Origin of the sequence: Nocardioides sp. (assembly GCF_030149505.1) — a bacterium.
In the GTDB taxonomy this organism is placed as follows: Bacteria; Actinomycetota; Actinomycetes; order Propionibacteriales; family Nocardioidaceae; genus Nocardioides.
Genome location: NZ_JASBRN010000012.1, coordinates 15,103 through 41,521 on the forward strand (window position 1 = coordinate 15,103; position 26,419 = coordinate 41,521).

26 protein-coding genes are annotated in these 26,419 nt (G+C 73.7%); 10 read left to right on the plus strand and 16 right to left on the minus strand.

Features of this window, described 5'->3' with window-relative positions:
* Position 1 precedes the first annotated feature (1 nt).
* Together Q1V71_RS01705 and serS are read right to left on the minus strand one after the other, a co-directional pair.
* Positions 2 to 847, minus strand: a complete 846-nt coding sequence (locus Q1V71_RS01705) for an HAD family hydrolase (protein ID WP_300639867.1) — start codon at positions 845 to 847, stop codon at positions 2 to 4.
* Positions 844 to 2,121 (minus strand): serine--tRNA ligase, encoded by a 1,278-nt coding sequence (serS, locus tag Q1V71_RS01710; protein ID WP_300639870.1) that lies wholly within the window; start codon positions 2,119 to 2,121, stop codon positions 844 to 846. The genes Q1V71_RS01705 and serS overlap by 4 nt, the downstream gene beginning before the upstream one ends.
* 77 nt (positions 2,122 to 2,198) lie before the next feature.
* Here serS and Q1V71_RS01715 point away from each other — a divergent pair, with 77 nt between their 5' ends.
* Together Q1V71_RS01715 and Q1V71_RS01720 are read left to right on the plus strand one after the other, a co-directional pair.
* Positions 2,199 to 3,779 (plus strand): YegS/Rv2252/BmrU family lipid kinase, encoded by a 1,581-nt coding sequence (locus Q1V71_RS01715; protein ID WP_300639873.1) that lies wholly within the window; start codon positions 2,199 to 2,201, stop codon positions 3,777 to 3,779.
* A 133-nt stretch (positions 3,780 to 3,912) separates the two neighbouring features.
* Entirely contained in the window at positions 3,913 to 4,653 is a 741-nt protein-coding gene (locus Q1V71_RS01720) for a GIDE domain-containing protein (RefSeq protein WP_300639875.1), read from the plus strand.
* 119 nt (positions 4,654 to 4,772) lie between these two features.
* Here Q1V71_RS01720 and Q1V71_RS01725 read toward each other — a convergent pair whose 3' ends face one another.
* The gene (locus Q1V71_RS01725; RefSeq protein WP_300639878.1) at positions 4,773 to 5,171 is read right to left on the minus strand and encodes a DUF4446 family protein; all 399 of its coding nucleotides are present in this window, start codon (positions 5,169 to 5,171) and stop codon (positions 4,773 to 4,775) included.
* A 23-nt stretch (positions 5,172 to 5,194) separates the two neighbouring features.
* Here Q1V71_RS01725 and Q1V71_RS01730 point away from each other — a divergent pair, with 23 nt between their 5' ends.
* From Q1V71_RS01730 to Q1V71_RS01750, 5 genes are all read left to right on the plus strand, one after another.
* The gene (locus tag Q1V71_RS01730; RefSeq protein WP_300639881.1) at positions 5,195 to 6,040 is read left to right on the plus strand and encodes a prephenate dehydratase; all 846 of its coding nucleotides are present in this window, start codon (positions 5,195 to 5,197) and stop codon (positions 6,038 to 6,040) included.
* Between the two features lie 139 nt (positions 6,041 to 6,179).
* Complete coding sequence (locus Q1V71_RS01735; protein WP_300639884.1) at positions 6,180 to 7,397, plus strand: arginine deiminase; 1,218 nt, start codon at positions 6,180 to 6,182, stop codon at positions 7,395 to 7,397.
* A 126-nt stretch (positions 7,398 to 7,523) separates the two neighbouring features.
* Complete coding sequence (locus tag Q1V71_RS01740; protein WP_300639886.1) at positions 7,524 to 7,904, plus strand: Crp/Fnr family transcriptional regulator; 381 nt, start codon at positions 7,524 to 7,526, stop codon at positions 7,902 to 7,904.
* Between the two features lie 304 nt (positions 7,905 to 8,208).
* Entirely contained in the window at positions 8,209 to 9,003 is a 795-nt protein-coding gene (locus Q1V71_RS01745) for an adenylate/guanylate cyclase domain-containing protein (protein WP_300639889.1), read from the plus strand.
* Positions 9,004 to 9,111: 108 nt separating this feature from the next.
* Positions 9,112 to 10,014, plus strand: a complete 903-nt coding sequence (locus Q1V71_RS01750; protein ID WP_300639891.1) for an MFS transporter — start codon at positions 9,112 to 9,114, stop codon at positions 10,012 to 10,014.
* Positions 10,015 to 10,092: 78 nt separating this feature from the next.
* Here Q1V71_RS01750 and Q1V71_RS01755 read toward each other — a convergent pair whose 3' ends face one another.
* From Q1V71_RS01755 to Q1V71_RS01770, 4 genes are all read right to left on the minus strand, one after another.
* Positions 10,093 to 10,947, minus strand: a complete 855-nt coding sequence (locus Q1V71_RS01755; protein ID WP_300639893.1) for a DUF5926 family protein — start codon at positions 10,945 to 10,947, stop codon at positions 10,093 to 10,095.
* 10 nt (positions 10,948 to 10,957) lie between these two features.
* Entirely contained in the window at positions 10,958 to 11,761 is an 804-nt protein-coding gene (locus Q1V71_RS01760) for a glycerophosphodiester phosphodiesterase family protein (RefSeq protein ID WP_300639896.1), read from the minus strand.
* A 40-nt stretch (positions 11,762 to 11,801) separates the two neighbouring features.
* Positions 11,802 to 12,026: a hypothetical protein gene (locus tag Q1V71_RS01765; protein ID WP_300639898.1), complete on the minus strand. Its 225-nt coding sequence runs from the start codon at positions 12,024 to 12,026 to the stop codon at positions 11,802 to 11,804.
* Positions 12,027 to 12,271: 245 nt separating this feature from the next.
* Positions 12,272 to 13,468, minus strand: a complete 1,197-nt coding sequence (locus Q1V71_RS01770) for an ATP-binding protein (protein ID WP_300639901.1) — start codon at positions 13,466 to 13,468, stop codon at positions 12,272 to 12,274.
* A gap of 226 nt (positions 13,469 to 13,694) precedes the next feature.
* Here Q1V71_RS01770 and Q1V71_RS01775 point away from each other — a divergent pair, with 226 nt between their 5' ends.
* Entirely contained in the window at positions 13,695 to 14,576 is an 882-nt protein-coding gene (locus Q1V71_RS01775; RefSeq protein WP_300639904.1) for a DNA-formamidopyrimidine glycosylase family protein, read from the plus strand.
* Positions 14,577 to 14,601: 25 nt separating this feature from the next.
* Here the strand turns inward: Q1V71_RS01775 and Q1V71_RS01780 are convergent, their stop codons facing one another.
* Positions 14,602 to 15,186: a DUF4396 domain-containing protein gene (locus Q1V71_RS01780; protein ID WP_300639907.1), complete on the minus strand. Its 585-nt coding sequence runs from the start codon at positions 15,184 to 15,186 to the stop codon at positions 14,602 to 14,604.
* Between the two features lie 123 nt (positions 15,187 to 15,309).
* On the opposite strand from Q1V71_RS01780, the gene Q1V71_RS01785 reads away from it, so the two are divergent.
* A complete protein-coding gene (locus Q1V71_RS01785; protein WP_300639910.1) occupies positions 15,310 to 15,921 on the plus strand; it encodes a DUF305 domain-containing protein in 612 nt (203 codons plus the stop codon).
* Between the two features lie 55 nt (positions 15,922 to 15,976).
* Here Q1V71_RS01785 and Q1V71_RS01790 read toward each other — a convergent pair whose 3' ends face one another.
* Together Q1V71_RS01790 and aat are read right to left on the minus strand one after the other, a co-directional pair.
* Entirely contained in the window at positions 15,977 to 16,447 is a 471-nt protein-coding gene (locus Q1V71_RS01790) for a hypothetical protein (RefSeq protein WP_300639913.1), read from the minus strand.
* 290 nt (positions 16,448 to 16,737) lie between these two features.
* Positions 16,738 to 17,415 (minus strand): leucyl/phenylalanyl-tRNA--protein transferase, encoded by a 678-nt coding sequence (gene aat, locus Q1V71_RS01795; protein WP_300639916.1) that lies wholly within the window; start codon positions 17,413 to 17,415, stop codon positions 16,738 to 16,740.
* 124 nt (positions 17,416 to 17,539) lie between these two features.
* On the opposite strand from aat, the gene Q1V71_RS01800 reads away from it, so the two are divergent.
* The gene (locus tag Q1V71_RS01800; protein ID WP_300639919.1) at positions 17,540 to 18,232 is read left to right on the plus strand and encodes an EcsC family protein; all 693 of its coding nucleotides are present in this window, start codon (positions 17,540 to 17,542) and stop codon (positions 18,230 to 18,232) included.
* On the opposite strand, the gene Q1V71_RS01805 is transcribed toward Q1V71_RS01800, so the two are convergent.
* From Q1V71_RS01805 to Q1V71_RS01830, 6 genes are all read right to left on the minus strand, one after another.
* The gene (locus Q1V71_RS01805) at positions 18,193 to 19,416 is read right to left on the minus strand and encodes a hypothetical protein (protein WP_300639921.1); all 1,224 of its coding nucleotides are present in this window, start codon (positions 19,414 to 19,416) and stop codon (positions 18,193 to 18,195) included. The genes Q1V71_RS01800 and Q1V71_RS01805 overlap by 40 nt on opposite strands.
* The gene (locus Q1V71_RS01810; protein ID WP_300639924.1) at positions 19,413 to 20,660 is read right to left on the minus strand and encodes a hypothetical protein; all 1,248 of its coding nucleotides are present in this window, start codon (positions 20,658 to 20,660) and stop codon (positions 19,413 to 19,415) included. The genes Q1V71_RS01805 and Q1V71_RS01810 overlap by 4 nt, the downstream gene beginning before the upstream one ends.
* Positions 20,661 to 20,748: 88 nt before the next feature.
* Complete coding sequence (locus Q1V71_RS01815; protein WP_300639926.1) at positions 20,749 to 21,846, minus strand: hypothetical protein; 1,098 nt, start codon at positions 21,844 to 21,846, stop codon at positions 20,749 to 20,751.
* Positions 21,843 to 22,787: a hydroxymethylglutaryl-CoA lyase gene (locus tag Q1V71_RS01820; RefSeq protein ID WP_300639929.1), complete on the minus strand. Its 945-nt coding sequence runs from the start codon at positions 22,785 to 22,787 to the stop codon at positions 21,843 to 21,845. Before Q1V71_RS01820 ends, Q1V71_RS01815 begins: the two co-directional genes overlap by 4 nt.
* Positions 22,784 to 24,742 (minus strand): biotin carboxylase N-terminal domain-containing protein, encoded by a 1,959-nt coding sequence (locus tag Q1V71_RS01825; protein ID WP_300639932.1) that lies wholly within the window; start codon positions 24,740 to 24,742, stop codon positions 22,784 to 22,786. The genes Q1V71_RS01820 and Q1V71_RS01825 overlap by 4 nt, the downstream gene beginning before the upstream one ends.
* Before the next feature lie 68 nt (positions 24,743 to 24,810).
* Entirely contained in the window at positions 24,811 to 26,364 is a 1,554-nt protein-coding gene (locus tag Q1V71_RS01830) for an acyl-CoA carboxylase subunit beta (RefSeq protein WP_300639935.1), read from the minus strand.
* Between the last annotated feature and the right edge of the window lie 55 nt (positions 26,365 to 26,419).

Here is a 26,419-nt window from a genome sequence, read left to right on the forward strand (position 1 = left end):
CTCAGAAGTACCGCCCCAGCTCGACCGCCGCGCCGTCCTCGTCGACCGGTGCGGTGACGTCGTCGGCGGCGGCGCGGACCTCCTCGATCGCCTGGCCCATCGCGACGCCGCGACCCGCCCAGGCCAGCATCTCCAGGTCGTTGCGACCGTCTCCGATGGCCAGCGCGTCCTCAGCCGAGACCCCGAGCCGGTCGCAGACCAGCTGCAGCCCGGAGGCCTTGGAGACTCCGACGGGCGCGAGGTCCATCCAGGCCGTCCAGCCCACGACGTAGTCGGTGCCGTGCAGGCCCAGCTTCCCGGCCAGGGCCACGAAGTCCTCGGCGGTGGCCTCGGGGTCGCGGATGATCACGCGGCTGACCGGCTCGGCGACCATCTCCTCCAGCGGCGTCGGGATCATCTCCCCCGACAGCTCGCCGTCGGGGAAGGGCCGGTTGACGCGGTAGCCGCGGCCGCGCTCCTCGACCCCGACCAGGGCTCCCGGGTGCTCCTCGAGCACGGCGGCCACGGCGGCCCGGGCGTCGAAGGTCTCCTCGTGCACGACCTCGAGCGGCGGGTAGCGGAAGACGACCGCCCCGTTGGAGGCCACGACCCACACCGGCACGATCTCGCCGTCGGGACCGGCGTGCAGGTCGAGCAGGTCCGCGACCGGGGTCATGCCGTGCGGGGAGCGACCGCTGGCGAGCACCACGTGGGCACCCGCGTCCTGCGCCCGGCGTACGGCGTCGCGGACCGCGGGCGCGACGTCGGCGTGCGTCATGCCGGCTCCCTCCACCCAGCGCAGGAGGGTGCCGTCGATGTCGAGCGCGACGAGCTTCGGGACCCAGCCGGGCTCGGGCGCAGCGCTCACGCGCCCACCGGCCTGAGGACCTCGAGGCCGGCCATGTGCGGCTGGAGCGCCTTCGGGACGCGCACGGAGCCGTCGGCCTGCTGGTGGGTCTCGAGGATCGCCACGATCGTGCGGGTCATGGCGCACAGCGTCCCGTTGAGCGTAGCCAGCGGCTTGGTGCCGTCCTCGAACCGGCCGCGGATGTCGAGGCGGCGGCTCTGGAACTCGGTGCAGTTGGAGGTCGAGGTGAGCTCGCGGTACTTGCCCTGGGTCGGGATCCAGGCCTCGCAGTCGAACTTGCGGATCGCCGAGAGCCCCAGGTCGCCGGCGGCGACGTCGATGACGCGGTAGGCCAGCTCGAGCTTGTCGAGGAAGTCACGCTCCCACTGCAGCAGCCGCTCGTGCTCGGCGTAGGACTCCTCGAGCGTCGTGTAGACGAACATCTCGACCTTGTCGAACCAGTGGACCCGGATGATCCCCTTGGTGTCCTTGCCGTGGGAGCCGGCCTCCTTGCGGAAGCAGGGGCTGAACGCGGCGTAGCGCAGCGGCAGCGTCGCCGGGTCGAGGATCTCGTCGGAGTGGTAGGCCGCCATCGGGACCTCGGAGGTGCCGACGAGGTAGAGGTCCTCGCCCTCGATCCGGTAGACGTCGTCGGCGGCCTGGCCGAGGAAGCCGGTGCCGTCCATGGCGCGCGGGCGCACCAGGGACGGGGCGATGACCTGGGTGAACCCGGCCTCGCGGGCCTGCTCCATCGCGAGGTTGACCAGCGCCAGCTCCAGCTGGGCGCCGACGCCGGTGAGGAAGTAGAAGCGCGAGCCGGACACCTTCGCGCCGCGCTCGATGTCGATGGCGCCGAGCAGCTTGCCGAGCTCGATGTGGTCGCGCGGCTCGAAGCCCTCGGCGGCGAAGTCGCGCGGGGTCCCCACGGTCTCGAGCACGACGAAGTCGTCCTCGCCGCCCTCGGGCGCCTCGGGCGCGGCGAGGTTGGGGATCTCCTTCAGCGCCGCGTCCCAGGTCTCGTCGGCGGCGATCCGGGCGGCCTCGGCCTCCTTGACCTCCGCTGCCAGGGTCTTGGTCTGCGCGAGCAGGGTCTGCTTCTCCTCACCCTGCGCCTTCGGGATCAGGGCGCCGAGCTGCTTCTGCTCCGCGCGCTTGGCCTCGAAGGTCGCGATCGCGGCCCGGCGGGTGGCGTCGGCCTCCAGGGAGCGGGAGACGACCTCGTCGGACAGCCCGCGCTTGGCGAGCGCGGCACGGACGCGGTCGGGGTCGTCCCGCAGGACCTTGGGGTCGATCATGTGCGTCAGGCTATCCGGGCTCCTCGCCCCGGCTCACCCCAGTTGGTGGCCGCCTCCCCTCTGCCATGCTGTCGCCCGTGCTCGACCGCTCCCGTTCCCTGCTGCTCGCCTGGGCGCTGCTGTGCTGGGCCGGCCTCGCGCTGCTCGCCGTGGGCGTCGTCCAGGGGTGGGGCGCGCTGGCCGACGTCGACGCCCGCGGCAGCTCGGGCCCGGAGACGCCGTACGTCGGTGCCAGCTCCCCCGCCTACGACCTGCTCCGGTGGGTCGAGCTGACCTTCGGCACGATCGGGATGACGGTCCTCACCGTCGTGGTCGCCGGGCTGATGCTCGCCAAGGGCTACCGACGCGCGGCCCTCGTCGCCGCCCTCGTCCCGGGGCTGACCGCGGCCGCCACCACGGGCATGAAGGTGTGGCTGGGCCGCGAGCGGCCCCCGTGGCAGGACCCCGAGGCGCTGCTGTCGACCAACTCCTTCCCCTCCGGCCACGCCTCCTCCGCCGCCGCGCTCGGCGGCGTCGTCTGCGTGCTGGTGCTGATGCTGGTGCGTCGGGCGAGCATGCGGCGCACGGCGTACGTCGCCGTCGGGCTCGTGGTCGTGGCGATCTGCCTAGACCGCGTGCTGCTGGGTCGGCACTACCCCAGCGACGTCGTGGCCGGCGTGCTGCTCGGTGCGGCCATCCTGCTGACCGTCGTGGCGGCGTACTCCCCGCTGCCGCGCAGCCACGCCGTCAAGGCCGAGCCGCTGCCGGTGGCCATCCCCGGCACCAAGCGGCTGGCCGTCGTGCTGAACCCGATCAAGGTCGAGGACGTCCGGCAGTTCCAGACGGTCGTGACCGGGATGGCCCGCGAGGCCGGCTGGGCCGACCCGACCTGGCACCTGACCACCGTCGAGGACCCCGGCACCGGGATGGCCGAGGAGGCCTCCGTGGCCGGCGCCGACCTCGTGCTGGTGTGCGGCGGTGACGGCACCGTGCGCGAGGTGTGCGCCGAGCTCGCCGGCACCGGCATCCCGGTCGGGATCGTCCCTGCCGGCACCGGCAACCTGCTGGCCCGCAACCTCGACATCCCGCTCTACCTCCGCGCGGCCATCGACGTCGCGCTGACCGGCCAGGACCGGGCCATCGACATGGTCGAGGTCTCCGGCGACGGCATCGAGGACAGCTACTTCATGGTCATGGCCGGCATGGGCTTCGACGCCGCGATCATGGAGGGCGTCAACGAGGACATCAAGAAGCGGGTCGGCTGGATCGCCTACGTCATCTCGGGCCTGAAGTCGCTGATGTTCCCTGCGGTCAAGGTCGAGATCTCCGTCGACGGCGGGGAGTTCACCAAGCACCGCGCCCGCACCGTCGTGGTCGGGAACGTCGGGTTCCTGCAGGCCGGGATGCCGCTGCTGCCCGACGCCGCGATCGACGACGGCACCCTCGACGTGGTGATCCTGCACCCGAAGAACTTCCTGGCCTGGATCCCCCTGGCCTGGCGGGTGCTGCTCAAGCGCCCGCACACCGACGCGCTCATCGACCGCCGCACCGGCTCGACCGTCGTCGTCCGCGCCGCCACCGACACCCCGCGCCAGCTCGACGGCGACTCCATCGGCCCCGGCCGGGAGCTGTCGATGCGCTGCGTCCACGGTCGGGTGCTCGTCCGCGTCCCCCGCTGACCGCCGAACCGTCAGTTCCGCACCGCCGAACCGTCGGTTCCGAACCCTCGAGACGTCACTTCCGGCCCGTACGCCGGCCGGCTCTGCCAGGCTGACCCCCGACTCTCGGGACGGACGGGTCGAGGAGCACAGCATGGGATTCCTGGTGGGTGCAGCCGTGGCTGCCGTCGTCGCGGTCGTGGCGTGGTGGATCGGCCGGTCGGCCGAGCGGGACCGCGGGGCGATGCTGGCGACCGAGACCTCCACGGTCGCGACGCTGCGCGAGCTCGCGGCAGCCGCCTCGGCAGCGGCGGGCGCCGGGTCCTACCGCGAGCTCGTCGAGCTCTCCGGCGAGGCCGCGCCCGGGCCGGGCGGCCCGCTGCGGTCCCCGGAGACGGGTACGCCGTGCGTCTGGCACCGCCAGGTGGTGACCCGGCGCTACACCAAGATCAGCAAGGACGCCCAGGGCAACCGGACCTCCTCGACCGCGGAGGAGACCGTCACCTCCGAGAGCTCGGAGTCGGCGTTCGTGCTGCGCGACGCCACCGGCGAGGTGCTGGTCGAGCCCACCTCGGGGGTCGACGGGGCGCGCCGGTCCGTCTCGGAGTTCCGGGAGGGCAAGCGCGGTGGGGGTCGGGACACGATCGGGTTCGAGCACGAGGAGTGGGTGCTGGAGCCCGGCACACGGCTGTTCGTGCGCGGGGAGGTCCGCGAGCTGGACGGGCGGCTGGTCGTGGGTGAGCCCGAGAAGGGCGACCTCGTCGTCACCACACGGTCCGAGGAGCAGCTGCTCGAGTCGGCCGCGGGCTCGGCGCGCACGGCCGGGATCGTGTCGAAGGTGGCCGCGGTCGCCGCGGTGGGGCTCGCGGTCGTCGGGGCGGTCAGCCTGCTCTGAGGCGCGCCCGGCGGCGTACGGCGGGACGACGGCTGAGTCAGAACTTTCGGCGTACGGCTGAACCTTCACCCGTGGACCGAGAGGTTCAGCCGGCATCAGCTGAACCTCACGGCCCGCCGCTACGGCCGAGCGGCCTCGACGGCCTCGGTCTCCTCGGGCGAGAGCTGCTGGTCGCAGCGCCAGGCGGCGATCGACTTGGCGTAGGTCCGGGCCTCGGAGCGGCCGTGGATCGAGGTGAGCACGACGCCGTTGCCGCCGTCGTCGAGCAGCGCGACCGACCAGGAGAGGTGCCCGCCCATGTCGCCGAACGCGTCGTAGCGGACCGCGGCCAGGTGCCGCAGGGCGTCGCGGCCCTCGGCGCGCAGGGCGGCGACCTCCTGGCGCAGGCCCAGGACGTCCTGGGGCAGCGCGTCCGGCCCCACCGGGGACGCACCTGCACGGGCGGCCCGCAGGGCCAGCACGGCACAGGCCAGCGCGGCGAGGGCGACCACCAGGGTGAGCACGACCAGGATCTCCACGGCAGCGAACCTAGACTGCGCGGGTGCCGGAACCGCGACGCATCGCCTACCAGGGAGAGCCGGGCGCCAACTCCCACATCGTGTGCCAGGAGCACTACCCCGACCTGGAGGCGCTGCCGTGCGCCTCGTTCGAGGACGTCTTCGCGGCCGTGGCGGGCGGTGAGGCCGAGCTGGCGATGATCCCGATCGACAACTCCATCGCCGGTCGGGTGGCCGACATCCACCACTTCCTGCCCGGCAGCGGGCTCCACATCGTGGCCGAGCACTTCCTGCGGATCCGGTTCCACCTGATGGCCGTGCCCGGCGCGAGCCTGGACACGATCCGCACGGTCCACAGCCACGTCCACGCCCTCGGCCAGTGCCGCCGGATCATCCGCGAGCACGGCCTGACCCCGCTCATCTCCGGCGACACCGCCGGCGCCGCCCGCGAGGTGGCGGAGGCCAAGGACCCCACCCAGGCCTCCATCAGCCCGCCGCTGGCCGCACAGATCTACGGCCTGGAGGTGCTCGCCGCCGACGTCGAGGACGAGGACCACAACACGACCCGGTTCGTCGTGCTCAGCCGCGACTTCGTGCAGGCGCCGCCAGGCAACGGCCCGGTGGTGACCAGCTTCGTCTTCAACGTCCGCAACCTGCCGGCCGCGCTCTACAAGGCGCTCGGCGGCTTCGCGACCAACGGCGTGAACATGACCAAGCTCGAGAGCTACATGGTCGACGGACACTTCACCGCGACGCAGTTCCTCGCCGAGGTCGACGGGCACCCCGAGGAGACGCCGCTGCGCAACGCGCTGGAGGAGCTGGCCTTCTTCACCACCGACATCACGATCCTCGGCGTGTACCCCGCCGATCCGTTCCGCGCGCAGGCCTGACCTCGCGGCTCGGCGGTGCGGAACTGACCGACGGCTCGACGGTGCGGAACTGACGGCTCGGCAGTTCGGAACTGACGGCTCGGCGGTGCTGGCCTCACGGGTGGGCGGGGCGGAGCCCGGGTTCACTAGGGTGCGGTGCATGAGCGAGCGCCCCGCCCCGTACGCCGACAGCGAGGTCGGTCGTCTCCGCACCGTCATGCTGCACCGTCCCGGCAACGAGCTGAAGCGGCTGACCCCGCGCAACAACGACCGGCTGCTCTTCGACGGCATCCCCTGGGTCGCCCGCGCGCAGGACGAGCACGACGCCTTCGCCCAGGCCCTGCGCGACCGCGACGTCGAGGTGCTCTACCTCACCGAGCTGCTCACCGAGACCCTGCAGGACGAGCTGGCCCGCAACCACGCGATCACCTCCGCGCTGTCGGGCCTGCACCTCGGCGACACCCTGCGCACCTACCTCGCGCACTTCCTGCACGACGCCTCGCCCGAGGAGCTGACGGCCTACCTCACCGCCGGCATCCGCAACGACGAGGTGCGCGGTGGGTTCGGCCTGGTCACGAGCCTGCTCTCGCCGTACGACTTCCTGGTCGACCCGCTGCCCAACCTGCTCTTCACCCGCGACTCCAGCGTGTGGGTGCGCGACCGGGTCGCCATCACCTCGCTGGCCATGCCGGCGCGCTCGCGCGAGACCCAGCTGACCGAGCTGATCTACACCGAGCACCCGCGCTTCCGCGGCACCCGCAAGATCCACGGCTGGCACTCCGAGCACGTCGAGGGCGGCGACGTCCTGCACCTCGCGCCGGGCGTGATCGCCGTCGGCGTCGGGGAGCGTACGACGCCGGCCGGTGTCGAGCGCTTCGCCCGCCAGGTGTTCCACGCCGGGCTCGCGCGGACCGTGCTGGCGGTGCCGATCGCCCAGGAGCGGGCCACGATGCACCTGGACACCATCTGCACCCTGGTCGACGTCGACAAGGTCGTGATGTACCCCAACGTCGCCGACTCCCTCGTCGCTCACGCGGTCACGATGACCGAGCAGGGCGAGGAGGCCACGCTGACGCTCAGCGTCGCCGAGCCGGAGCCGTTCCTCGTGGCCGCGGCGCGCGCGATGGGCATCGACCAGCTGCACCAGATCGACACCGGCCTGGACCCGGTCACCGCCGAGCGCGAGCAGTGGGACGACGGCAACAACACCCTGGCGCTGGCGCCCCGGGTCGCGGTCGCCTACGAGCGCAACGACGAGACCAACGACCGGCTCGAGGAGGCCGGGATCGAGGTCGTGCGGATCGCCGGCTCCGAGCTAGGCTCGGGCCGCGGCGGCCCGCGCTGCATGAGCTGCCCGATCACCCGCGACCCGCTCTGAGACCCATCTCTTCACCCACGTCCCCGCGCTGACCTGCTGTGACGCGCGAGATGCTTCCTTTACACCTCTGACACGCGTCCGCGAGGATGCGGCCGGGAGGACCCACGACCGGCGGAAAGGACCCCCATGTCGTTCTTCAGCGCGTTCACTCCTCAGGAGATCGCGAAGATCAGCTCGGCCGGCACCCGCGTCACGCTGCCGGAGGGCTGGGCGCCCATCTCGGAGAAGACCGGCGCCGACAAGGCCTACATCATCCTGTCCGGCACGGTCTCGGTGCGCCAGCACGGCAAGGAGATCGCCCAGGTCGGCGAGGGCGACATCGTCGGCGAGGCCGCGATCCTCAACCACTCCCTGCGCTCGGCCAGCATCGTGGCGCTGACCCCGCTCGAGCTCATCCACTTCACCCCCGAGCAGCTCAACCGGCTCGCGGTGGAGATGCCGAAGTTCGCCGAGCAGCTCGACGCGGTGGCCAAGGAGCGCTTCGCCGGGGGCGGCGAGCAGTCCTGACCCGGTCCGGAGCCCCGCGCTGAGCACCCCCGAGCACCCCGGACGGCCCGAGGACCCGGCCGGTCCCGGCGCCCTGCCGCCCGCGCCCGACCCAGCACCCGACCTCGACGACGAGGGGTCGGTCGAGGAGCTGCTGCTCGGCGAGCGCCCGTCGCTGACCCGCCTCGAGGTCGCGGCCGCTGCCGGCGTACCCCTCGAGGTCGCGCGCGAGCTGTGGCGCCTGCTCGGCTTCCCGGCCACCGCCGACGACGACCCGGCCTTCACCCCCGCCGACGTCGAGGCGCTGCAGCTGGCCGGCGACCTGGTGGGGCTCGGCATCCTCGGCGAGGACTCCCAGGCCGCCCTGGTGCGCACCTGGGGCCGCTCCTTCGCCCGGCTCGCAGAGTGGCAGACCACGCTGCTGGCCCGGGTCGCGGCCGCTGACCCCGACGCCAACCCGGTCGAGCGGCTCGGGGTGCTGACCGGCGAGGTGCTCCCCCGGGTCGAGCGGCTGCAGTCCTACGTCTGGCGCCGGCACCTCGCGGGCGCCTCCGGTCGGCTGATGGCCGGCACGGAGTCCGACGAGACCGGGGCCACGGCGGGGACGACCCCGCAGGCGGTCTGCTTCTGCGACATCGTCGGCTTCACCTCCCGCTCCCGCTCGATGCGCGACGCCGAGCTCGTCGCGTGGATCGAGACCTTCGAGGCCCGCACCGCCGAGGTCGTCGTCGACCACGGCGGCCGGGTCATCAAGAACATCGGGGACGAGGTGCTGCTCGTCGCCGACGACCCCACCGCGGCCGCGCGGATCGCGCTGACGCTGGTGGCGATGGGCTCCGACGAGGACGACCCGTTCCCGCAGGTGCGCGCCGGCATCGCGTACGGCGACGTCGTGACCCGCCTCGGCGACGTGCTCGGCCCGACCGTCAACATCGCGGCCCGGCTGACCGGAGTCGCCCGCGACGGCACCGTCCTGGTCGACGACGGCATGCGCGAGCAGCTCGGGGACGACCCCGCGTGGTCGCTGCGGCGCGTGCCGCGGACCTCGGTGAAGGGCTACTCCTCGCTGCGGCCGTGGGCGCTGCGCCGGCGCGAGGACGACGGCGACCGCTCGGGCTGACCCGGGCCCCCGGGCCCGCACCCGTCGTCGTACGCCGACGACGCTGCGACGCGCGACCCGGCCGGTATCGAGTACGCCGGGACCCGCCTCTTTACCTAGGATGCGCCGGTGACTCGGCTGATGACGAAGGTGCTCTCCGACGACCCGCTCATCCGCTCGATGTCCTACCAGTCGGTGCTGTCGGCCTTCGGCGAGGGCGCGTTCCTCACCGGATCGGCGGTCTACTTCACGCAGATCGTCGGGCTCTCCCCCGCGCAGGTCGGCCTGGGCCTGACCATCGGCGGCATCGTGGTGTTCTGCGCCTCGGTGCCGCTCGGCCGGCTCGCGGACGCGGTCGGCACCCGGCGTACCTGGATCCTCGGCTCGCTCCTCGAGGCCCTGCTCTTCGCCTCGTGGTTCCTGGTCGAGGGGTTCGCGGCGTACGTCGCCGTCACCATCGCCCTGGAGCTGGCCGCCTCGTGGATGCGGTCGGGCCGCAACGCCTACCGCTTCGAGGTGTTCCCGCGGGAGACGCGGGTGCGGTCGCTGGCCTACATGCGGGCCTCGCGCAACGTCGGCTACACCCTCGGCGCCGGCGCGGGCGGCCTCGCGCTGGCCGCCGGCTCCGACGGACCGATCATGGCGATCCCGCTGGTGACCGCGGTGATCCTGCTGCTCAACACCGCGTGGATCACCCGGATGCCGCGGCTCTCGCGCGAGGCCGAGGCGCACGCCGAGGCCGGGGATACCGCGCTCGAGGCGGCGGTGGCGGGGAGCCGGCGCAGCGACCCGCGCGCGGCGCTGCGCAACCGTCCCTTCATCCTCACCTCGGCCCTCGGCGGGCTCCTCCTCGGCTCGGTGTGGGCCCCCGCCGCTTACACCTTCCTCGCCATGGAGGTCGGCACCTGGGGCTGGATCACCATCGGCGCGCTGGTCGTGGTCGCCGCCGCCGGCATCACCCCCGCCGCCCGGGCCGCCGAGCGACACCTGGTGCGGGTGGGGACGCCGGGGCAGGCGGCCGTCGCGGGGTAGTCCGAATCATTTCTGATGCTCAGCTCGAGTTGAGCATCAGATCGGATTCGGAGTACCCCCTCTACCGCGAGCCCGACCTCAGCGCAGGGTGACCTGGCGGTTGGCCAGCCCGTTGCGGGCCGAGCGCTCCTCCTGGGTCAGGTCGGACTCGTCGGCCAGCGCGGCCTCGAGGTCCTTCTGGAACGCGGCGGCCGGCTCCTCGAGCGCGTCGGCACCGGTGCCGACCTCGAGGTCCCACACCGGGGCGAGCAGGCCGTGGGCACGGAACATCCCGACGAAGCGCGCACCGGGCACCAGGACGTCCTTGCCGGCGGCGTGCAGCCGCGCCAGCGCGGTGAGCAGCGCGTCCTCGGGGTGCGGCATGACCCAGCGCAGGTGCTCCTTGGTGCCGATGTTGGTCCAGTACACCGCCTCGACGCCGCTCAGGCGGGAGGTCGGGACGGCCGCGGCGTTGGCCTGGTCGAGCGCGCCGGCGAGGTCGTCCTTCTCCTCGACGTCGGCGAGCCAGAAGTCGAAGCCCTCGTGCACGGTCACGTCGAGGGTGTCGCCGGTGACGAGGTCCTGCAGGCGGGGGGCGTCCTCGGGCAGCTCGGTCAGCCCGACGATGCCGGGCTCACCGGCCTCGGCCTGGGCGACCGCCTTCCGGAGCACCGCACCGAGGTCGCGGGCGGGGTCGCCGAAGTGGTGCTGCACCTGCATGCCGAGCCAGATCGCACCGGACTCGCGCACCATCGCCGGGGCCGCCATCGGCAGCAGCGAGCAGAGCACGACCTCGCGGTCGGAGTCCTTGAGGCTCAGCGGCGCCGTACCGGCCGGGACCAGCTCGCGCAGGGCGATCACGTCGCACTCCGAGGGCAGCCCCTCGAAGGGACGCTTCACGAAGGCGGGCATCGTCTTCTTGGGCTTGCCCTTGGTGCGGTTCTTCTTGGCCATGGCGGTGAAACTACCCGGCCTGGTCCGACTGCCCGTCCAGCAGGTCGAGGAGGTACGCCGGGCGGTCGCTGATCACGGCCTTCACACCGAGCTCCTGGCAGACCCGCAGGTCGTCGTCGGTGTTGACGGTCCACACGTGCATGTCGTGGCCCGCGGCGGTGATGCTGCGACCGAGCCTGGGACTCTCGTGGAGCAGCTTGACCCCCGGGCCGACCAGCCAGTCACGGCCCACGACCCGGCGCAGCACCGGCCAGTAGGGGATGTGCTCGAGCAGCTGCACCACCTGCACCCCTGGTGCGAGCCGCTCCATCCGCTGCAGCGCGGTGTGGGAGAACGACATCACCCGTGCCGGTCCGCCGGGCTCGTCCCACCCGAAGTCCTGGAGCAGGTCGGCCACGCGCCGCTCCACCAGCCCGCCGTACCGCGTCGGGTGCTTGGTCTCGACCGCGATCTCGATCCGCCGGTCGAAGTCGGCGCAGACCTCGAAGAGCTTGCGCAGGGTCAGCACCCGCCCGTGCTCCTCGACCAGGTCGGGGCGCTCGTCGTCGAGGTCGGCCCAGGGGTGCTTCCAGCTGGAGAAGTCCAGCTCGCTGAGCTCGGCGAGGTCCATCGTCGAGACGATCCCGCGCGTGGAGGCGGTGCGGCGCAGGTCGCGGTCGTGCACGCACACCAGGTGCCCGTCCGCGGTCAGCCGGACGTCGCACTCCACGCCGTCGGCACCGGCCTCCAGCGCCGCGAGGTAGGCGCCGAGGGTGTGCTCTGCGTGGTCGTGGCTGGCTCCGCGGTGGGCGAGCACGAGGGGCCGGTCCTGCATGGCTCCATGATGGGGCCAGGTCGCCCGTCCGGGTGAGCGATCAGCGCTCCGGCGTGCCGTCCTCGCGTCGTCCCTCGGCGATGGCGCGGGCCGCGGCCAGCAGGTTGTGCTCGGGCACGTCGACGTCGGCCGGCAGCTCGGCGCGCAGCCGCGCCACGACCTCCTCCTCCGGGGCTCCGCGCAGCTCGTCCTCCACGTGCCGGATGGTGCGCTCGAGCACCACCGTGGTCCGGTCGCCCTGGCTGTCGGGGTTCGCGTGGTCCATGACCCCGACCGTGCCCGCGGCCTGCCGCTCGGACACCACCCGGACGAGCGGGCGGTGCCGGGAAGCGGATGGTCGAGCAGCGAGCGCCAGCGAGCGTCGTCGGGACCGCGCAGGAGACCTGTGGACCTGCTCCTCGCTGATGGCCGTGGTCAAGGTCCTTCGACAGGTGCGGCGGTCTCGACGACGGCTCGCCGGGGGCTCGCCTGCTCGATCATCAGCGGAGCAGCGGCGTACGGGCTCCGGGGCTACTCCTGGCCGAGCAGGTAGCGGCCGAAGTGCGGCACGGTGAAGGCGATCCGACCACGCTCGCCGGAGTAGATGAGGCCCTTCTTCAGCAAGGCGTCGCGTGCAGGCGACAGCGACTGCGGCTTCTTGCCGAGCACGGCCGCGACGTCGGCGGTGGCGACGGCGCCCACGGCGTCGGTCTCCTGGCCGAGGGCGGCGTCGGCCATGGCGCGCAGGTAGTCGCGCTCGGCGGGGGTGGCGCGCTCGTAGCGGGAGCCGAAGAACCCGACGGCCAGCTCGCGCTCGGCCTCGGGCGCGGCGACCGCGACGTCCTCGGCCGTGATCGGGCTGCGCGGGGCGAGGTCCCAGACGGTCTTGCCGTAGGCCTGGATGAAGTAGGGGTAGCCGCCGGTGGCGGCGTACATCGCCTCGAGCCCCTCGGGGGTGAACTCGGCGTCCTCCTCGGCTGCCGGGGCGGCGAGCGCGCGGTCGGCGGCGTCGCGGGAGAGCCGGTCGATGCGCTGGTAGGAGAAGAGCCGCTCGGAGTAGGACTTGCTGGCGCTCAGCACCGCCGGCAGGTGCGGGAGGCCGGCGCCGACGACGATGACGGGCAGGCCGGACTGGCTGATCTCGTGGCAGGCGGCGCACAGGGCGCTCACGTCGGCCGGCCCGAGGTCCTGCATCTCGTCGATGAAGACCGCGACGCCCTTGCCGACGTCCTGCGCCAGGCCGCCGACGTCGCCGAGCAGCTCGACCAGGTCGATCTCGATGTCACCGGAGTCGGCGCGCCCACGGGCGGGGGGTACGTCGATGCCAGGGCTCCAGCGGTCGCGCAGCTTCGCGTCGCGACCGGCGTCGCGCTCGGCGAAGGCGCGCAGCACGCCGAGCACCTGGTCGCGCTCGTCCTCCTCGGGGTGACCGAGCTCGCGGACCGCCTGGTGCAGCGCGCTCGACAGCGGCCGCCGCAGCGGCTGGTCGGGGCGCGCCTCGAGCTTGCCGGTGCCCCAGCCGCGGCGGACCGCCGCGCCGCGCAGGGCGTTGAGCAGCACCGTCTTGCCGACCCCGCGCAGGCCGGTCAGCACCAGGCTGCGCTCGGCCCTGCCCCGCGCCACCCGCTCGAGCACCACGTCGAACGCGGCCAGCTGCTCGTCGCGGCCCGCCAGTTCGGGCGGGCGCTGCCCGGCGCCGGGGGCGTAGGGGTTGCGTACCGGGTCCACGATCGGACGGTATCGGGGTGTCTAGGGAAATCGTGAGATTCCGGTCGGCCCGCCCCGCGTGAGTTTCAGCGGGGCGCCGCCGGACCTGACGGCGCACCGATGCACCTGCGCCCCGGGCCCGTGAGGTCCAGCGGGGCGCCGCTGAACCTTCCGGACGGCGACGGCACGCCGGCACGCGATCGCCGAGCGACCCGCCCGGGTGCGGCCCCCACCCTAGGATCGGCCCATGCCCGAGCTGCCCGAGGTCGAGGCGCTGGCCCAGGACCTGACCGGCCGGCTGGCCGGGCGCGCGATCGTGACGGTCCACGTGCCGCAGTTCGCGGCGCTCAAGACCTTCGAACCGCCGATCTCGGCGCTGCACGGCACGCTCGTCGACGGCGTACGACGCCACGGCAAGTTCCTCGACCTCGACTGCTCCGGGACCCACCTCGTGCTGCACCTCGCCCGGGCCGGCTGGGTGCGGTGGCGCGACGAGGTGCCGACGATCCCGCCGAAGCCGTCGAGCAAGTCGACCCTGGCGGTGCGGATCGTCCTCGACGACGACGGCACCGGGGTCTCGCCCGGGCTCGACGTCACCGAGGCCGGCACCCGCAAGAGCCTGGCGATGTACGTCGTGCGCGACCCCCTCGACGTCCCCGGGATCGCCTCGCTCGGCCCGGACCCGCTGGCGCCGGAGTTCACCCAGGAGGTGCTCGGGTCGATCCTGGCCGCCGAGGGGCGCAAGCAGCTCAAGGGGGTGCTGCGCCACCAGGGGACGATCGCCGGCATCGGCAACGCCTACTCCGACGAGATCTTGCACGCGGCCCGCATGTCGCCGTACAAGCCGGCCGGCACGCTGGAGCCCGAGGAGCTCTCGACGTTGTACGCCGCGCTGCGCACGACCCTGGGTGACGCCGTCGAGCGCTCGCGCGGGCTGGCGGCCAGCGAGCTCAAGGGCGAGAAGAAGAGCAACCTGGCCGTGCACGGCCGGACGGGCCAGCCGTGCCCGGTCTGCGGAGACGTCGTGCGCGAGGTCTCCTTCGCCGACTCGAGCCTGCAGTACTGCCCCACCTGCCAGACCGGCGGCAAGCCGCTCGCCGACCGGCGGATGTCGCGGCTGCTGAAGTAGCGGCTGCGGCCGGGAGACCCGGGGCTCAGCGCAGGGCCGCGGCGTGGCTGCCCGACTCCCCCGCTCCGACCTCGTCGGCCACCGAGACGACCAGACCGCCCGCGAAGAACGCGGCGATCGCGGCGACCAGCACCGGCGTCTGCAGCGCAGGGATCCAGGGGCGGACGACGTCGGCGCCGTGGAACTCGTGGGTCAGCGCGTGGCCCTTGCCCCGGGAGAGCAGCCACTTGTTGACCGGCAGCGCGGCGAAGAAGGCGATCGTGAGCGCGAGCGGCATCGAGAGCCAGAAGACCGGGTTCACCAGTCCGGCCTCCATGGCGCCGGGGACCAGCGCCATCACGGCGTTGTCGACGACCTCCATGACCGCGATCGAGAGGGTGTCCGCTGCCAGGACGACGCTGAGGGCCGTGCCGACGCCCAGGCCGGCGCGCAGCAGCGGCAGGGTGGAGAGGGTGTAGCCGAACAGGAAGGCCAGCGAGACCGCCAGGGCGATCGTGGCGATGGTCGACAGGCCCAGGGCGGTGCCGATTGTGAGTCCGAGCACCTCGCCGATGGCGCAACCGGTGAGGCAGTGGAGCGTGGCGGAGACCGCCATCCGGTTCGAGGCCATGTCGTGGCCGAGATGACCGGCGTGACCGGAGTGGTCCTGCGCGTGTTCGGTGTGGCCCTCGTGGGCATGGGTGCTGTGGTCCAGGGCGTGGGAACGGGTACCCCACCGGGGTATATTCCACACATGCGCAACCGATCCGCCGCGATGCTCGTCCTCGTCCCCGCGTTCGTCCTCACCGGCTGCGGCACGGACGAGCCCGCTCGGGTCCTCTCCGACACCGAGCACAGCGCGCAGGACGTCGCCTTCGCCACCGACATGGTCCAGCACCACGCGCAGGCGCTCTCCATGGTCGACCTGACCCGCGGACGCCCGCTCGACCCCGAGGTCGCGGCGCTGGCCGAGCAGGTCCGCGACGCGCAGGCGCCCGAGATCGAGCTGATGACGGACTGGCTGGTCGACTGGGACGAGGAGGTGCCCGCGACCATGCGCGACCACTCCAACGCCGGCCACGGCGACCACTCCGCGGCCGAGGCGATGGAGAGCATGGAGGGCACGGGCGGGAGCGACATGCCCGGCATGCTCACCGTCCAGCAGCTGGGTGAGCTCGAGGAGGCGAGCGACGCGGAGTTCGAGGACCTCTGGCTGGAGCTGATGATCGCCCACCACGAGGGTGCCGTGGCGATGGCCGAGGAGCAGGCCGCCGAGGGCACCTTCCGCCCGGCCGTCGAGCTGGCCGAGGACGTCGTCGCGGGCCAGACCGCGGAGATCGAGCAGATGAGGGCGCTGCTGGGCTGACCCGTCGCACGACGGCAACGCTCCGACGTACGACGGCAGCCGGCCCGGCCCGGGCTCACTCCACCGAGGGCGACTCCGTGGCCTCCGGGTCCTGGCCGGCGCCGGTCGCGCAGGCGCTCGTGGCGTAGCCGACCATCGCGTCGACCTGCTCCTGCTCGCGCGAGGTCAGGTCCGGGTCCTCCAGGGTGGCGAGGTCGCGCGCGGTGGCGTCGGGCTCGACCCGGCCCAGCACCTCGAGGTAGACCTCCAGCCCGGACTGCGCGTCCTCCCCCGCCTCCTCCGGCAGACCTGCCTCGGCAAGGCTGTCGCGCAGGTCGGCCACGTCCTCCCCGTCGCGCACGCTCGCGGTCGCCAGGAGCGCCTCGCAGAAGGGGGCGACCGAGGCGGCCTCCTCCTCCGAGTCGATCCCGGGGCTGACGGTGCCGGAGCCCAACGAAGGCTGCCCGGCCTCCTCGGAGTCGTCCGCGCCGCAGGCTGCCAGCGACAGGCCGAGGACCAGGGCGATCGGGACGAGGGCGAGCTTCACGGGGGACCTTCCGTCGGGTGCATCGGGTGCATCAGGTGCGGCCCTGACGGTGCCATCCCGACCCAAGAGGCACCTGAACGCCCCGGGACGGTGGCACCGCCGATGCGGGAGCGACGCCTCGGCGGGGAGCAACCGACGGTTCGCCGGTCCAGAACCGCCGACGGCTCGGCGGTTCAGAACCGACGGTTCGCCGGTTCGGAAGTGACGGCTCGGCGGTTCAGAACCGACGGCTCGGCGGTTCAGAACCGACGGCTCGGCGGTTCGGAGCTGACGGCTCGGCGGGGGAGAGGTCAGCCCGCGAAGGCCGCCGGCAGGGGCAGGGCGACGGCGACCTCAAGCCGGGCGAGGTAGGTCGACCGGGGCACCTCGACGACGCCGAGGCTGGCCAGGTGGTCGGTGCGCCACTGGACGTCGATCAACCGTTCGGAGGCGTGCTCGTCGCGGAGCAGCCCCACGAGGGAGACCAGGGCGGACTTGGAGGCGTCGGTGACCCGGTGGAACATCGACTCGCCCGCGAACAGGCCGCCGACGGCCACGCCGTACAGGCCGCCGACCAGTCGCCCGTCCTGCCAGGTCTCGACGGAGTGCGCCCAGCCCAGGCGGTGCAGCTCGCAGTAGGCCTCGCGGATGTCGTCGTCGATCCAGCCCTGCTCGCGGTTCGGCTCGGCGCACGCGGCGACGACCTCCTCGAAGGCGGTGTCGACGCGCGACTCGAAGTCGCGGGTGGAGCGGCGCAGCGAGCGCGAGACGTGCAGCCCGTCGAGGGGCAGGACTCCGCGCAGCACCGGGCAGAACCAGTACATCGGGTCCCCGGGGTGCCCCGAGGGCATCGGGAAGAGCCCGCGCCGGTAGGCCGCCAGCAGGGTCCCCGGCTCGAGGTCCGCGCCGATGCCGACCAGGTCGTCGAGCGCGTCGTAGCCCCGGGGGTCGCCGAACGTCCACGCGGTGGCAGGGGGCTCGATGGGCATTCCAGCGAACGTACGCGCATCCGGGCACCGACCGTCAGACCCCTAGGGTGAGCGGTCGCGTCCGTAGGATCGACCGTGGGGCAGCACCCGTCCCCCACGACCGAGCCGAGGAGCAGGAGGGTCCGTGAGCAGGAGCCGCAACGTCGCCGGCCTGGTGGGCCGCCAGCTGGCCCCCAAGGTGGCCGGCGCCGCCCCCGGGATCACCGAGACCTTCGTCCGCGAGGCCCTCGAGCGGGCGATCCGCGGCGTCGGACCCCTGCCCGGTGCGGCGGCGGCCGCCGAGACCCAGCTGCGCGAGCAGGGCGGCGACGTCGAGAAGGCGGTGCACGAGGTGGTGGAGAACCACGTGCGGTACGCCGGCGCGCAGGGCTTCCTCACCAACATCGGCGGCGTGGTGACCGCGGCGGTGGCCATCCCCGCCAACATCACCGGCCTCGCACTGGTCCAGTGCCGGATGATCGCCGGGATCGCGCACCTGCGCGGCTACGACCTGGCCGACCCGCGGGTGCGCAACGCGATCATGGCCTGCCTGCTGGGCGCCGACCAGGTCGACGACCTGCTCAAGCGGGGCACGCTGCCCGCGCCCCCGATGGCCCTGGCCACCGCCCCGGTCGCCGACCCGACCCTGCACCGCACGATCGCCACACAGGTCGGCACCGAGATCATCGCGCGGATGACCGGCAAGCGGCTCGCGGTCACCGTGGGCCGCCGGGTCCCGGTCGTGGGCGGCGTGGTCGGCATGGGCGCCGACGGCTACGCCACCTGGAAGATCGGCCGCTACGCCGGCCGCGAGCTCCGCCCGCGCGCCAGCCGGTAGACCCGGTGCAGCCCGCGCCCGACGGCGGTGCGGCGCACCCCACGCAGGAGCTTCTCGCGGACGCGGTACGCCGGGCGCAGGTGCGCGCGGTCCAGCGCGACCCGGGCCTCGTGTAGCTCGTGGGCCAGCCGCTGCTCCTCGGAGCGGATACGGGCGTTCTCGACCAGCAGCGCGCGGATCGCCTCGACCGCCGCACCCGCGACCTGCGACTCGCGCGGCGAGTCCGGGTCGGCCCAGTGCTCGGGCGGCGGACCGGGCTCGAGGTCGGCGAGGTCCCCGACGACGTCGTACCCGCGCCGGCGCACCTCCTCGCTCCACCGCTGGCCCAGGTCGCGGGCCCACTCGTGGAGGTCCGGGGGCAGTGCGAGCCGGGGCGTGCGGGTGCGTCGCGAGAGCGTCTGGTGCGCGAGCAGCTCGCGGACCAGGGGGCGGTAGTCGGGCGGGTCCAGGACGGGGTTGACCGCCTTGTTGATCCGGCGCAGCAGCGCGGTCTCGGGGACCCCGAGGGAGGGGTTGGCGCGCTCGGCCTCGAGGTCGAGGTCGAGGCCGTCGAGGCCGTCGAGGCCGAACGCGGCGCTGAAGCGCTGCCAGAGCACGTCCGGCGGGCCGCCGGGGGCGGGGACGGTGACGAGGTGGACGTTCTCGGGCGGCAGGTCGTGGCCCCACCGGTCGAGGATGTCGGGGATCTCCTGCACGCCCCAGAACCAGCTGGCGATCCGGCTCGACCGCGCGGGGTCGCGGAGCTGGGCGAGGAACTCCTCGTAGGAGACGGTGCTGCGGTGCTTGACGTTCTCCTGCCACTCCGCGGGGATCTGGCGCACCAGGTCGCGCACCGAGAGCACCAGGTGCACCTCGGTGCCGTCGTCGCGGGCCAGGGAGGACAGCGCCCGGCCGACCTGGCTGCGGGAGGCGGTGGCGAGGATCTCGTGGCTGATGATCGAGGTGCCGCCGTGGCGTCGGACCTGCTCGGCGAGGGCGTCCCAGCGCCCGATCGCCTCGGCCTGCAGCCCGCCCCAGGGCAGCGCCATCAGGTCGAGCGCGGCGAGGAAGTGGGCGTCGAACCGGTCGGCGGGGTAGAGGACGCCGTGCTGCTCGAGCCGCTCCCGGTTGCGGAAGAGCACGTCCTGGAGGTGGGACGTGCCGGTCTTGGGGGTGCCGACGTGCAGCAGGACCTTCGCGCTCACGCCTGCTCCTCCTGTCGTGCCCGATCCGGTCCTGCCTGCCCCGGTCCTGCCGCGTCCGGCCCGCTCCGACCCAGCAGCAGGTCGGCCGCAAGCGCGAGCACCCGCTCGTCCGCGACCGCGGCGGGCGCGGGGGCGCGGGCGGCGAGGACGCGCGGCCGGCTGACCAGGTCCTCGACCTGGCCGAGCACAGGGTAGTCACCGGCGCGCACGGCATCGCGCAACCGCAGCGAGCGACGGTGCACCCACCGGTGGTGCTCGGGAGGTACGCCGAGGGGCGGGCCGCCCGTGCGGGCCGCCTGCTCCAGCAGCCGCGGCAGCAGCACCTCGCGCATCAGCCGCCGGCCGGGCTCGGGGGTGACGAGCAGCCCGAGAGCGCCCGAGACCAGCCGGGCCAGCTCGACCGCGTGCGCGGGCAGCACCGGACGCGCGGCGAGCGCGTCCACGCCGAGCAGCTCGGCCAGCGCCCGGTCGTCCAGGACGATCCGGACCCGGTCCCGGCCGACGCCCCGCGCCCAGCGGGCGGCCACGGCAGCGGGGTCCGCGCCGCGCGCGACCCGGCGTGCCCCGGCCAGCGAGTCCAGCCAGGTGCCCCACGCGGGGACGGCGACACCGGTGGAGAAGCAGCGGTCGGTCCAGAGGTCGGCGAGCATCGTGGCCAGGTCGTCGGCCACCACCAGCACCAGCGCCCCGCGGCCGCCGGGCGGCCGACCGCGGGCGACCAGGTCACGACGCAGGACGTCGGCGCGCCAGGGGTCGCCGACCAGGCGGTAGCGGGTGCGCCAGGGTCGACGCCACGCGGCACGGCGACGCACCCGGCGGGCGGCGTCGGCGGCGAGCCGGCGCAGGTCGTCGGCGCCGGGGTCGCCCCCTGGTCCGGCGTCGGCGGAAGCGAGGTCCTCGGCCAGCAGCAGCGCGGCGACCCGCAGCAGCTCCTCGGCCGGCAGGTCGGCCGGGTCGACCGGCGGCGGGCCGAACTCCGAGGGCGGCCGCGAGCCGACCAGCTCCAGGTCGGGACGGCCACGACCCGCAGCGCTCGCCGTCAGCACCCGCTCGGCGAGCTCGCCGGGCACCGCGCCGACCTCGTTGAGGCGGCGCAGGAGCTCCAGCTGCTGGGCGCCGGGCAGCACCCGCGGCGCCGGGCCGTCGGTGGTGCCGGTCCAGGCCGCCCACGGGGTCGTGCCCCCGGCGCGCAGGTGGGTCACCCAGGCGGTCGCGCGGGCGGCACCGGGGTCGGGCCGGGTCATCGGGCCGCGGCCCGCGGGACGTCATACGTCCCGCACCGAGGGACGTCCCGCCCGCATGACGTCCCGGGTCGCCGGGCGGGGCTGGCGATCACGACTCGCGCAGCCGGCGTACGCCGGAGCGCAGGCGGTGCGAGAGCTGCTGCTCGGGGTCCTCGCGCCGCGCCGCCTCCTGGGTCATGACGGTGAGGGCGTCGAGCGCGGCGGCGAGCTGGGCCTTGGAGGTGACCTTGTCGGGGTTGGTGTAGTCGACGCGGCGCGTCGGCAGCGGGCGGAGGTCCTCGAGGTCGCCGATGACGTCGACGCCGCTCTGCTCCAGCCACTCGACCCAGCGGGCGGACTCGGCCTCGACCCAGTCGTGCATGCCGGGGGGCAGCAGCAGCTTGGCGCTCTCGCGGCCGGCGAGCTCCTGCTCGGCGAGCAGGCCGCGGACCAGGTCGTCGTACGTCGCGTCGCGCCGGACCTTGCGACCCAGCCGCTTGTTCAGCCGACGGATCAGCGCGGCCTCGGCGACCCCCAGCGAGGGGTTGGTGCGCCGCGACTCCTCCGGCGCCCAGGCGGGGTCGATGGAGACGGCGCGGCAGAAGCGGTGCCACAGCTCGTCGGGGCCCGTGGTGCCGGCCTGCGGGACGGTGACGACGTGGACGTTCTCCGGCGGCAGCCCGGCCGACCAGGTGCTGAGCACTGCCGGGACGTCGAAGGCGCGGTAGAACCACGGCTTGCCGGTCCGCACCTTGCGCAGGAACCCGCGGTAGGTCCACTTGCGGCCCTGCTTGATGCTCTCCTGCCACGCGGCCGGGAGCTGGCGGGCCAGGTCGCGCACGCCGTAGACGACGTGCAGGTCGTCGCCGGCACCCAGCTCGGCCTTGGCCCGGGCGACGGCCTCGGCGGGCGCGGGGGCGAGGATCTCGTGGCTGACGATGACGCTGCCCTTGTGCCGCCGCACCCGGCGCACGAGGGCGTCCCAGTTACCGTCGGCGTGGCCGGGGTCGCCGCCCCAGTCCTGGCCGAGCAGGTCCAGCGCCGCGCGGAACTGGAACATCCCGGGGCTCACCAGCGGGGAGCGGCTCGGGAAGTGCACTCCGTGCTGGGCCAGGGTCTTGGCGTTGCGGCTGAGCCGGTCCTGCACGTAGGTGGTGCCGGTCTTCGGCGCACCGATGTGCAGGTAGACCCGCCGCTGGGATGTCACGAGGTGGATTGTGCCAGCGCCCGGACCACCGCGGAGGGGCTGGGCCGCCCGAGCTGCCCGGCCATCCAGGAGCTGGTCGCCACCAGGGCGCCGAGGTCGACCCCGTGCTCGATGCCCAGGCCGTCGAGCAGCCAGACCAGGTCCTCGGTCGCGAGGTTGCCGGTCGCGCTCTCGGCGTAGGGGCAGCCGCCGAGGCCGCCCGCGCTGGCGTCGTACGTCGTCACGCCGGCGCGCAGGCCGGCCTGGACGTTGGAGAGGGCCTGGCCGTAGGTGTCGTGGAAGTGCAGCGCGAGCCGGTCGAGCGGGGTGCCCGCGGCGGTGAACGCCTCGACCAGCGCGGTGACGTGGCCGGCGGTGCCGACGCCGATGGTGTCGCCGAGGCTGAGCTGGGTGGCGCCCATCGCGAGCAGTCGCTGCCCGACGCCGACGACCTGCTCGGGGGCCACCGGGCCCTCCCAGGGGTCGCCGAAGCACATCGAGACGTAGGCGCGGACGTCCAGGCCGGCCGCCAGGGCGCGCTCGACCGTCGGCTCGAACATCGCGAACTGGGTCTCGAGGGTGCGGTTGAGGTTCTTGGCGGCGAAGGCCTCGGTGGCGCTGGCGAAGACCGCGACGTGGCGCAGCCCGAGCTCCAGGGCGCGGTCGAGCCCACGCTCGTTGGGCACGAGCACCGGGCAGTCGAGGCCGTCGGCGCCCAGGCGGGTCATCAGGTCTGCGGCATCGGCCAGCTGCGGGACCCAGCGCGGGTGGACGAAGCTCGTCGCCTCGACGAGGGGGAGCCCGGCGGCCAGCAGGCGGCGGACGAACTCCTCCTTCACCGCGACCGGGACGACCGCCTGCTCGTTCTGCAGGCCGTCGCGGGGTCCGACCTCGTAGATCGTGACGCGGTCTGGGAGCCCGGGCGCGGGGACGGCCGTCGCCCGGGTGATCACACCGGTCACGCCGTGCCCTCCTGCCCCGCCTGTTCCACGTGGAACAACACGTGCCCCAGCGGCACCTGCCGTCCCACCGCCGCGTCGACGACGGTCACGGTGCCGGGGTACGGCGCCTTCATGGCCAGCTCCATCTTCATCGCCTCGAGCACCCCGAGCACCTGGCCCTCCTGCACCTGCTGGCCGGCCTCGACCCGGACGTCGAGGACGGTGCCGGGCATGGGGGCCAGCAGGTCGCCGTCGTGGTCGTCAGCGTGACCGGCGAGCCGGTCGGGCGGGGTGAAGCGGAAGAGCTGGCCGCGGTGGGCGACCTCGACGACGCCGCGGCCGTCCAGGCCGAGCCGGGCGTCGACCACCGCGCGGACGCGGGTGCCGTCGACGACCAGGTCGAGCACGTGGTCGGCGGCCGAGAGCTGGCGCACCTCGACCCCGTCGACCGTGCCGGTGTCGTCGGGTCGCCGGTGCACGACGACCGGGCGGTCCAGCTCGACGGTCGTCGCGGCCGGGTCGGCGCCGAGGCGGAACCCGTCGGCGACGTACGCCGTGCCGCGGCCGTCGAGGGAGCGCACCATGGCGGCGGTCCAGGCGGCGAGGACGCGCGGGACCTCGTCGGTCGGTGCCGGCAGCTCGGCCGGGATGTCCACCCGGTCCAGCCAGGCGGTGTCCAGGCCGCCGGGGGCGCCGACGTCGCGGAAGGCGTCACTGGCGGCGAGCGCGCGCAGGAAGCCGGTGTTCGTGGTCAGGCCGAGCACCGACGTGCGGTCGAGCGCGTCGACGAGGGCCAGCCGTGCGGCCTCACGGTCCGGGCCGTGCACGACGACCTTGCCGAGCATCGGGTCGAAGCTGGTCGAGACGACCTGCCCGGACTCCAGCGCGTGGTCCACGCGGACGCCGGCGCCGCCCGGCCAGCGCACCAGGGAGGCGGTGCCGGCCTGCGGCAGGAACCCGGCGTACGGGTCCTCGGCGTAGACGCGGGCCTCGATGGCGTGGCCGTGGATGACCAGGTCGCCCTGTTCCAGCGACAGCGGGTGCCCCTCGGCGACGCGCAGCTGCTCCTCGACCAGGTCGACGCCGCCGCAGATCGCCTCGGTGACGGGGTGCTCGACCTGGAGGCGGGTGTTCATCTCCAGGAAGTAGAAGTCGTCGGACTGCGTGTCGAGGAGGAACTCCACGGTGCCGGCGCCGGAGTACCCGACCTCGCGGGCCAGGTCGACGGCGGCGCTGGTGATCCGGTGCCGCAGCTCGGCGGTGATCCCCGGAGCGGGCGCCTCCTCGAGGACCTTCTGGTGCCGGCGCTGCGCCGAGCAGTCGCGCTCGAAGAGGTGCACGACGCCGCCGTGGTCGTCACCCACGACCTGGACCTCGACGTGGCGGCCGCGCTCGACGTACCGCTCCACGAGCATGGCGTCGTCGCCGAACGCCTTGGCGGCCTCGCGGCGGGCTGCGGCGATCGCCTCGGCGTACTCCCCCGCCTCGCGGACCACCCGCATGCCCTTGCCGCCACCGCCGGCCGCGGCCTTGACCAGCACCGGGAACGTGAAGGTGGTCGGGTCGGCCTCGGGGTCGTACGACGGCACGACCGGCACCCCGGCGCGCTCGGCGACCTCGCGCGCAGCGTCCTTGCGGCCCATGAGGTCGATGACGTCCGCGCTGGGGCCGACCAGCCGGACCCCGGCCGCCTCCAGGGCGCGTGCGAAGGGCGCGCGCTCGGACAGGAAGCCGTAACCGGGGTGGACGGCCTGGGCGCCGGTCGCCACCGCGGTTGCGACGATCGCCTCGACGTCGAGGTAGGACGGCACCTGGACCGAGTCGTCGGCCGCGCGCACGTGCAGCGCGTGGGCGTCGGGCTCGGTGAAGACCGCGACCGTGCGGATGCCGAGGCGGGCGGCCGTGCGCATGACGCGCAGGGCGATCTCGCCGCGGTTGGCGATGAGGAGGGTGCGGATCTGGATCATCGCGCTCATCTCGGGGTCTTCGTGGCGTTGTTCGCGGAGGGGCGGAGCGGGGGAGCGAAGAAGGTCATGGGGTGAATTCACATCCGGAAGATGCCGTAGGAGGGCTCGGGCACGGGTGCGTTGGCGCAGGTGGCCAGCGCCATGCCCAGGACCCGGCGGGTGTCGGCGGGGTCGATGATCCCGTCGTCCCACAGCCGCGCGGTGGCGTAGTAGGGCGAGCCCTGCTCCTCGTACTGCGCCCGGATCGGGGCCTTGAAGTCCTCGTCGTCGGGACGGTTCGCCACCGTCGCCAGGACCGACGCGGCCTGCTCGCCGCCCATCACCGAGATCCGCGCATTGGGCCACATCCACAGGAAGCGTGGGTCGTAGGCACGCCCGCACATGCCGTAGTTGCCGGCGCCGTACGAGCCGCCGATCACCACCGTCAGCTTCGGCACCACCGAGCAGGCGACCGCGGTGACGAGCTTGGCGCCGTCGCGGGCGATGCCGTTGTTCTCGTACTCCCGCCCGACCATGAAGCCGGAGATGTTCTGCAGGAACACCAGCGGGATGCCGCGCTGGTTGCACAGCTCCACGAAGTGCGCGCCCTTGAGCGCGGACTCGCTGAAGAGGATGCCGTTGTTGGCGACGATGCCGACGGGGTGGCCCCACACGTGCGCGAAGCCGCAGACCAGCGTCTCGCCGTAGAGCGCCTTGAACTCCTGGAACCGGCTGCCGTCGACGACGCGGCGGATGACGTCGCGCACGTCGTAGGGGGTGCGCACGTCGGCGGGGACGACGTCGTAGATCGACTCCGGGGCCTCCAGCGGCTCCTCGACCTCGCGGACCTGCCACGGCGCCGCGGTCCGCGGCCTGCTGAGGGTGTCGACGATGCCGCGGACGATCGCCAGCGCGTGCGCGTCGTCCTCGGCCAGGTGGTCCACGACGCCGGAGCGCCGGGCGTGCACCTCGCCACCGCCCAGCTCCTCGGCGGTGACGACCTCGCCGGTCGCGGCCTTCACCAGCGGCGGGCCGCCCAGGAAGATCGTGCCCTGCTCCTTGACGATCACGGTCTCGTCCGACATCGCCGGGACGTACGCGCCGCCGGCCGTGCACGAACCCATGACGCTGGCGATCTGCGGGATGCCGCGGGCGGACATGTTCGCCTGGTTGAAGAAGATCCGGCCGAAGTGCTCGCGGTCGGGGAAGACCTCGTCTTGCATCGGCAGGAACGCGCCGCCGGAGTCCACGAGGTAGATGCACGGCAGGTTGTTCTCGGCCGCGACCGTCTGGGCGCGCAGGTGCTTCTTGACCGTCATCGGGTAGTACGTGCCGCCCTTGACCGTGGCGTCGTTGGCCACCACCACGCACTCGCGGCCGTGGATGCGGCCGATCCCGCCGACGACCCCGGCGCTCGGCACAGGGGTCTCCCCCGGCGCGCCGTACATCCCGTACGCCGCCAGTGGGCTGAGCTCGAGGAACGGGCTGCCCGGGTCCAGCAGCCGGTCGACCCGGTCGCGGACGAGCAGCTTCCCGCGGCTGGTGTGCTTCTCACGCGCGGCCTCGCTGCCGCCCAGGCGCACCTGGGCCAGCCGCTCACGCAGCTGCGCGACCAGGCTCCTCAGGTCCGGCGGGGGTGTCTGGGTGCTCACCGCGCCAGGTTAGCGATCGTTAACCGGGGGCGCCAGGCGGCGGGTAGTCCGAACG

Bases quoted from the DNA above. Each gene is read 5' to 3' on its own strand.
- Q1V71_RS01825 (WP_300639932.1), bottom strand. From the start codon at position 24,742: ATGAGCGCGATGATCCAGATCCGCACCCTCCTCATCGCCAACCGCGGC.
- Q1V71_RS01735 (WP_300639884.1), top strand. From the start codon at position 6,180: ATGAGCGAGCGCCCCGCCCCGTACGCCGACAGCGAGGTCGGTCGTCTC.
- Q1V71_RS01720 (WP_300639875.1), top strand. From the start codon at position 3,913: ATGGGATTCCTGGTGGGTGCAGCCGTGGCTGCCGTCGTCGCGGTCGTG.
- Q1V71_RS01775 (WP_300639904.1), top strand. From the start codon at position 13,695: ATGCCCGAGCTGCCCGAGGTCGAGGCGCTGGCCCAGGACCTGACCGGC.
- Q1V71_RS01760 (WP_300639896.1), bottom strand. From the start codon at position 11,761: ATGCAGGACCGGCCCCTCGTGCTCGCCCACCGCGGAGCCAGCCACGAC.
- Q1V71_RS01740 (WP_300639886.1), top strand. From the start codon at position 7,524: ATGTCGTTCTTCAGCGCGTTCACTCCTCAGGAGATCGCGAAGATCAGC.
- Q1V71_RS01785 (WP_300639910.1), top strand. From the start codon at position 15,310: ATGCGCAACCGATCCGCCGCGATGCTCGTCCTCGTCCCCGCGTTCGTC.
- Q1V71_RS01780 (WP_300639907.1), bottom strand. From the start codon at position 15,186: ATGGCCTCGAACCGGATGGCGGTCTCCGCCACGCTCCACTGCCTCACC.
- Q1V71_RS01810 (WP_300639924.1), bottom strand. From the start codon at position 20,660: ATGACCCGGCCCGACCCCGGTGCCGCCCGCGCGACCGCCTGGGTGACC.
- Q1V71_RS01755 (WP_300639893.1), bottom strand. From the start codon at position 10,947: ATGGCCAAGAAGAACCGCACCAAGGGCAAGCCCAAGAAGACGATGCCC.
- serS (WP_300639870.1), bottom strand. From the start codon at position 2,121: ATGATCGACCCCAAGGTCCTGCGGGACGACCCCGACCGCGTCCGTGCC.
- Q1V71_RS01765 (WP_300639898.1), bottom strand. From the start codon at position 12,026: ATGGACCACGCGAACCCCGACAGCCAGGGCGACCGGACCACGGTGGTG.
- aat (WP_300639916.1), bottom strand. From the start codon at position 17,415: ATGCCCATCGAGCCCCCTGCCACCGCGTGGACGTTCGGCGACCCCCGG.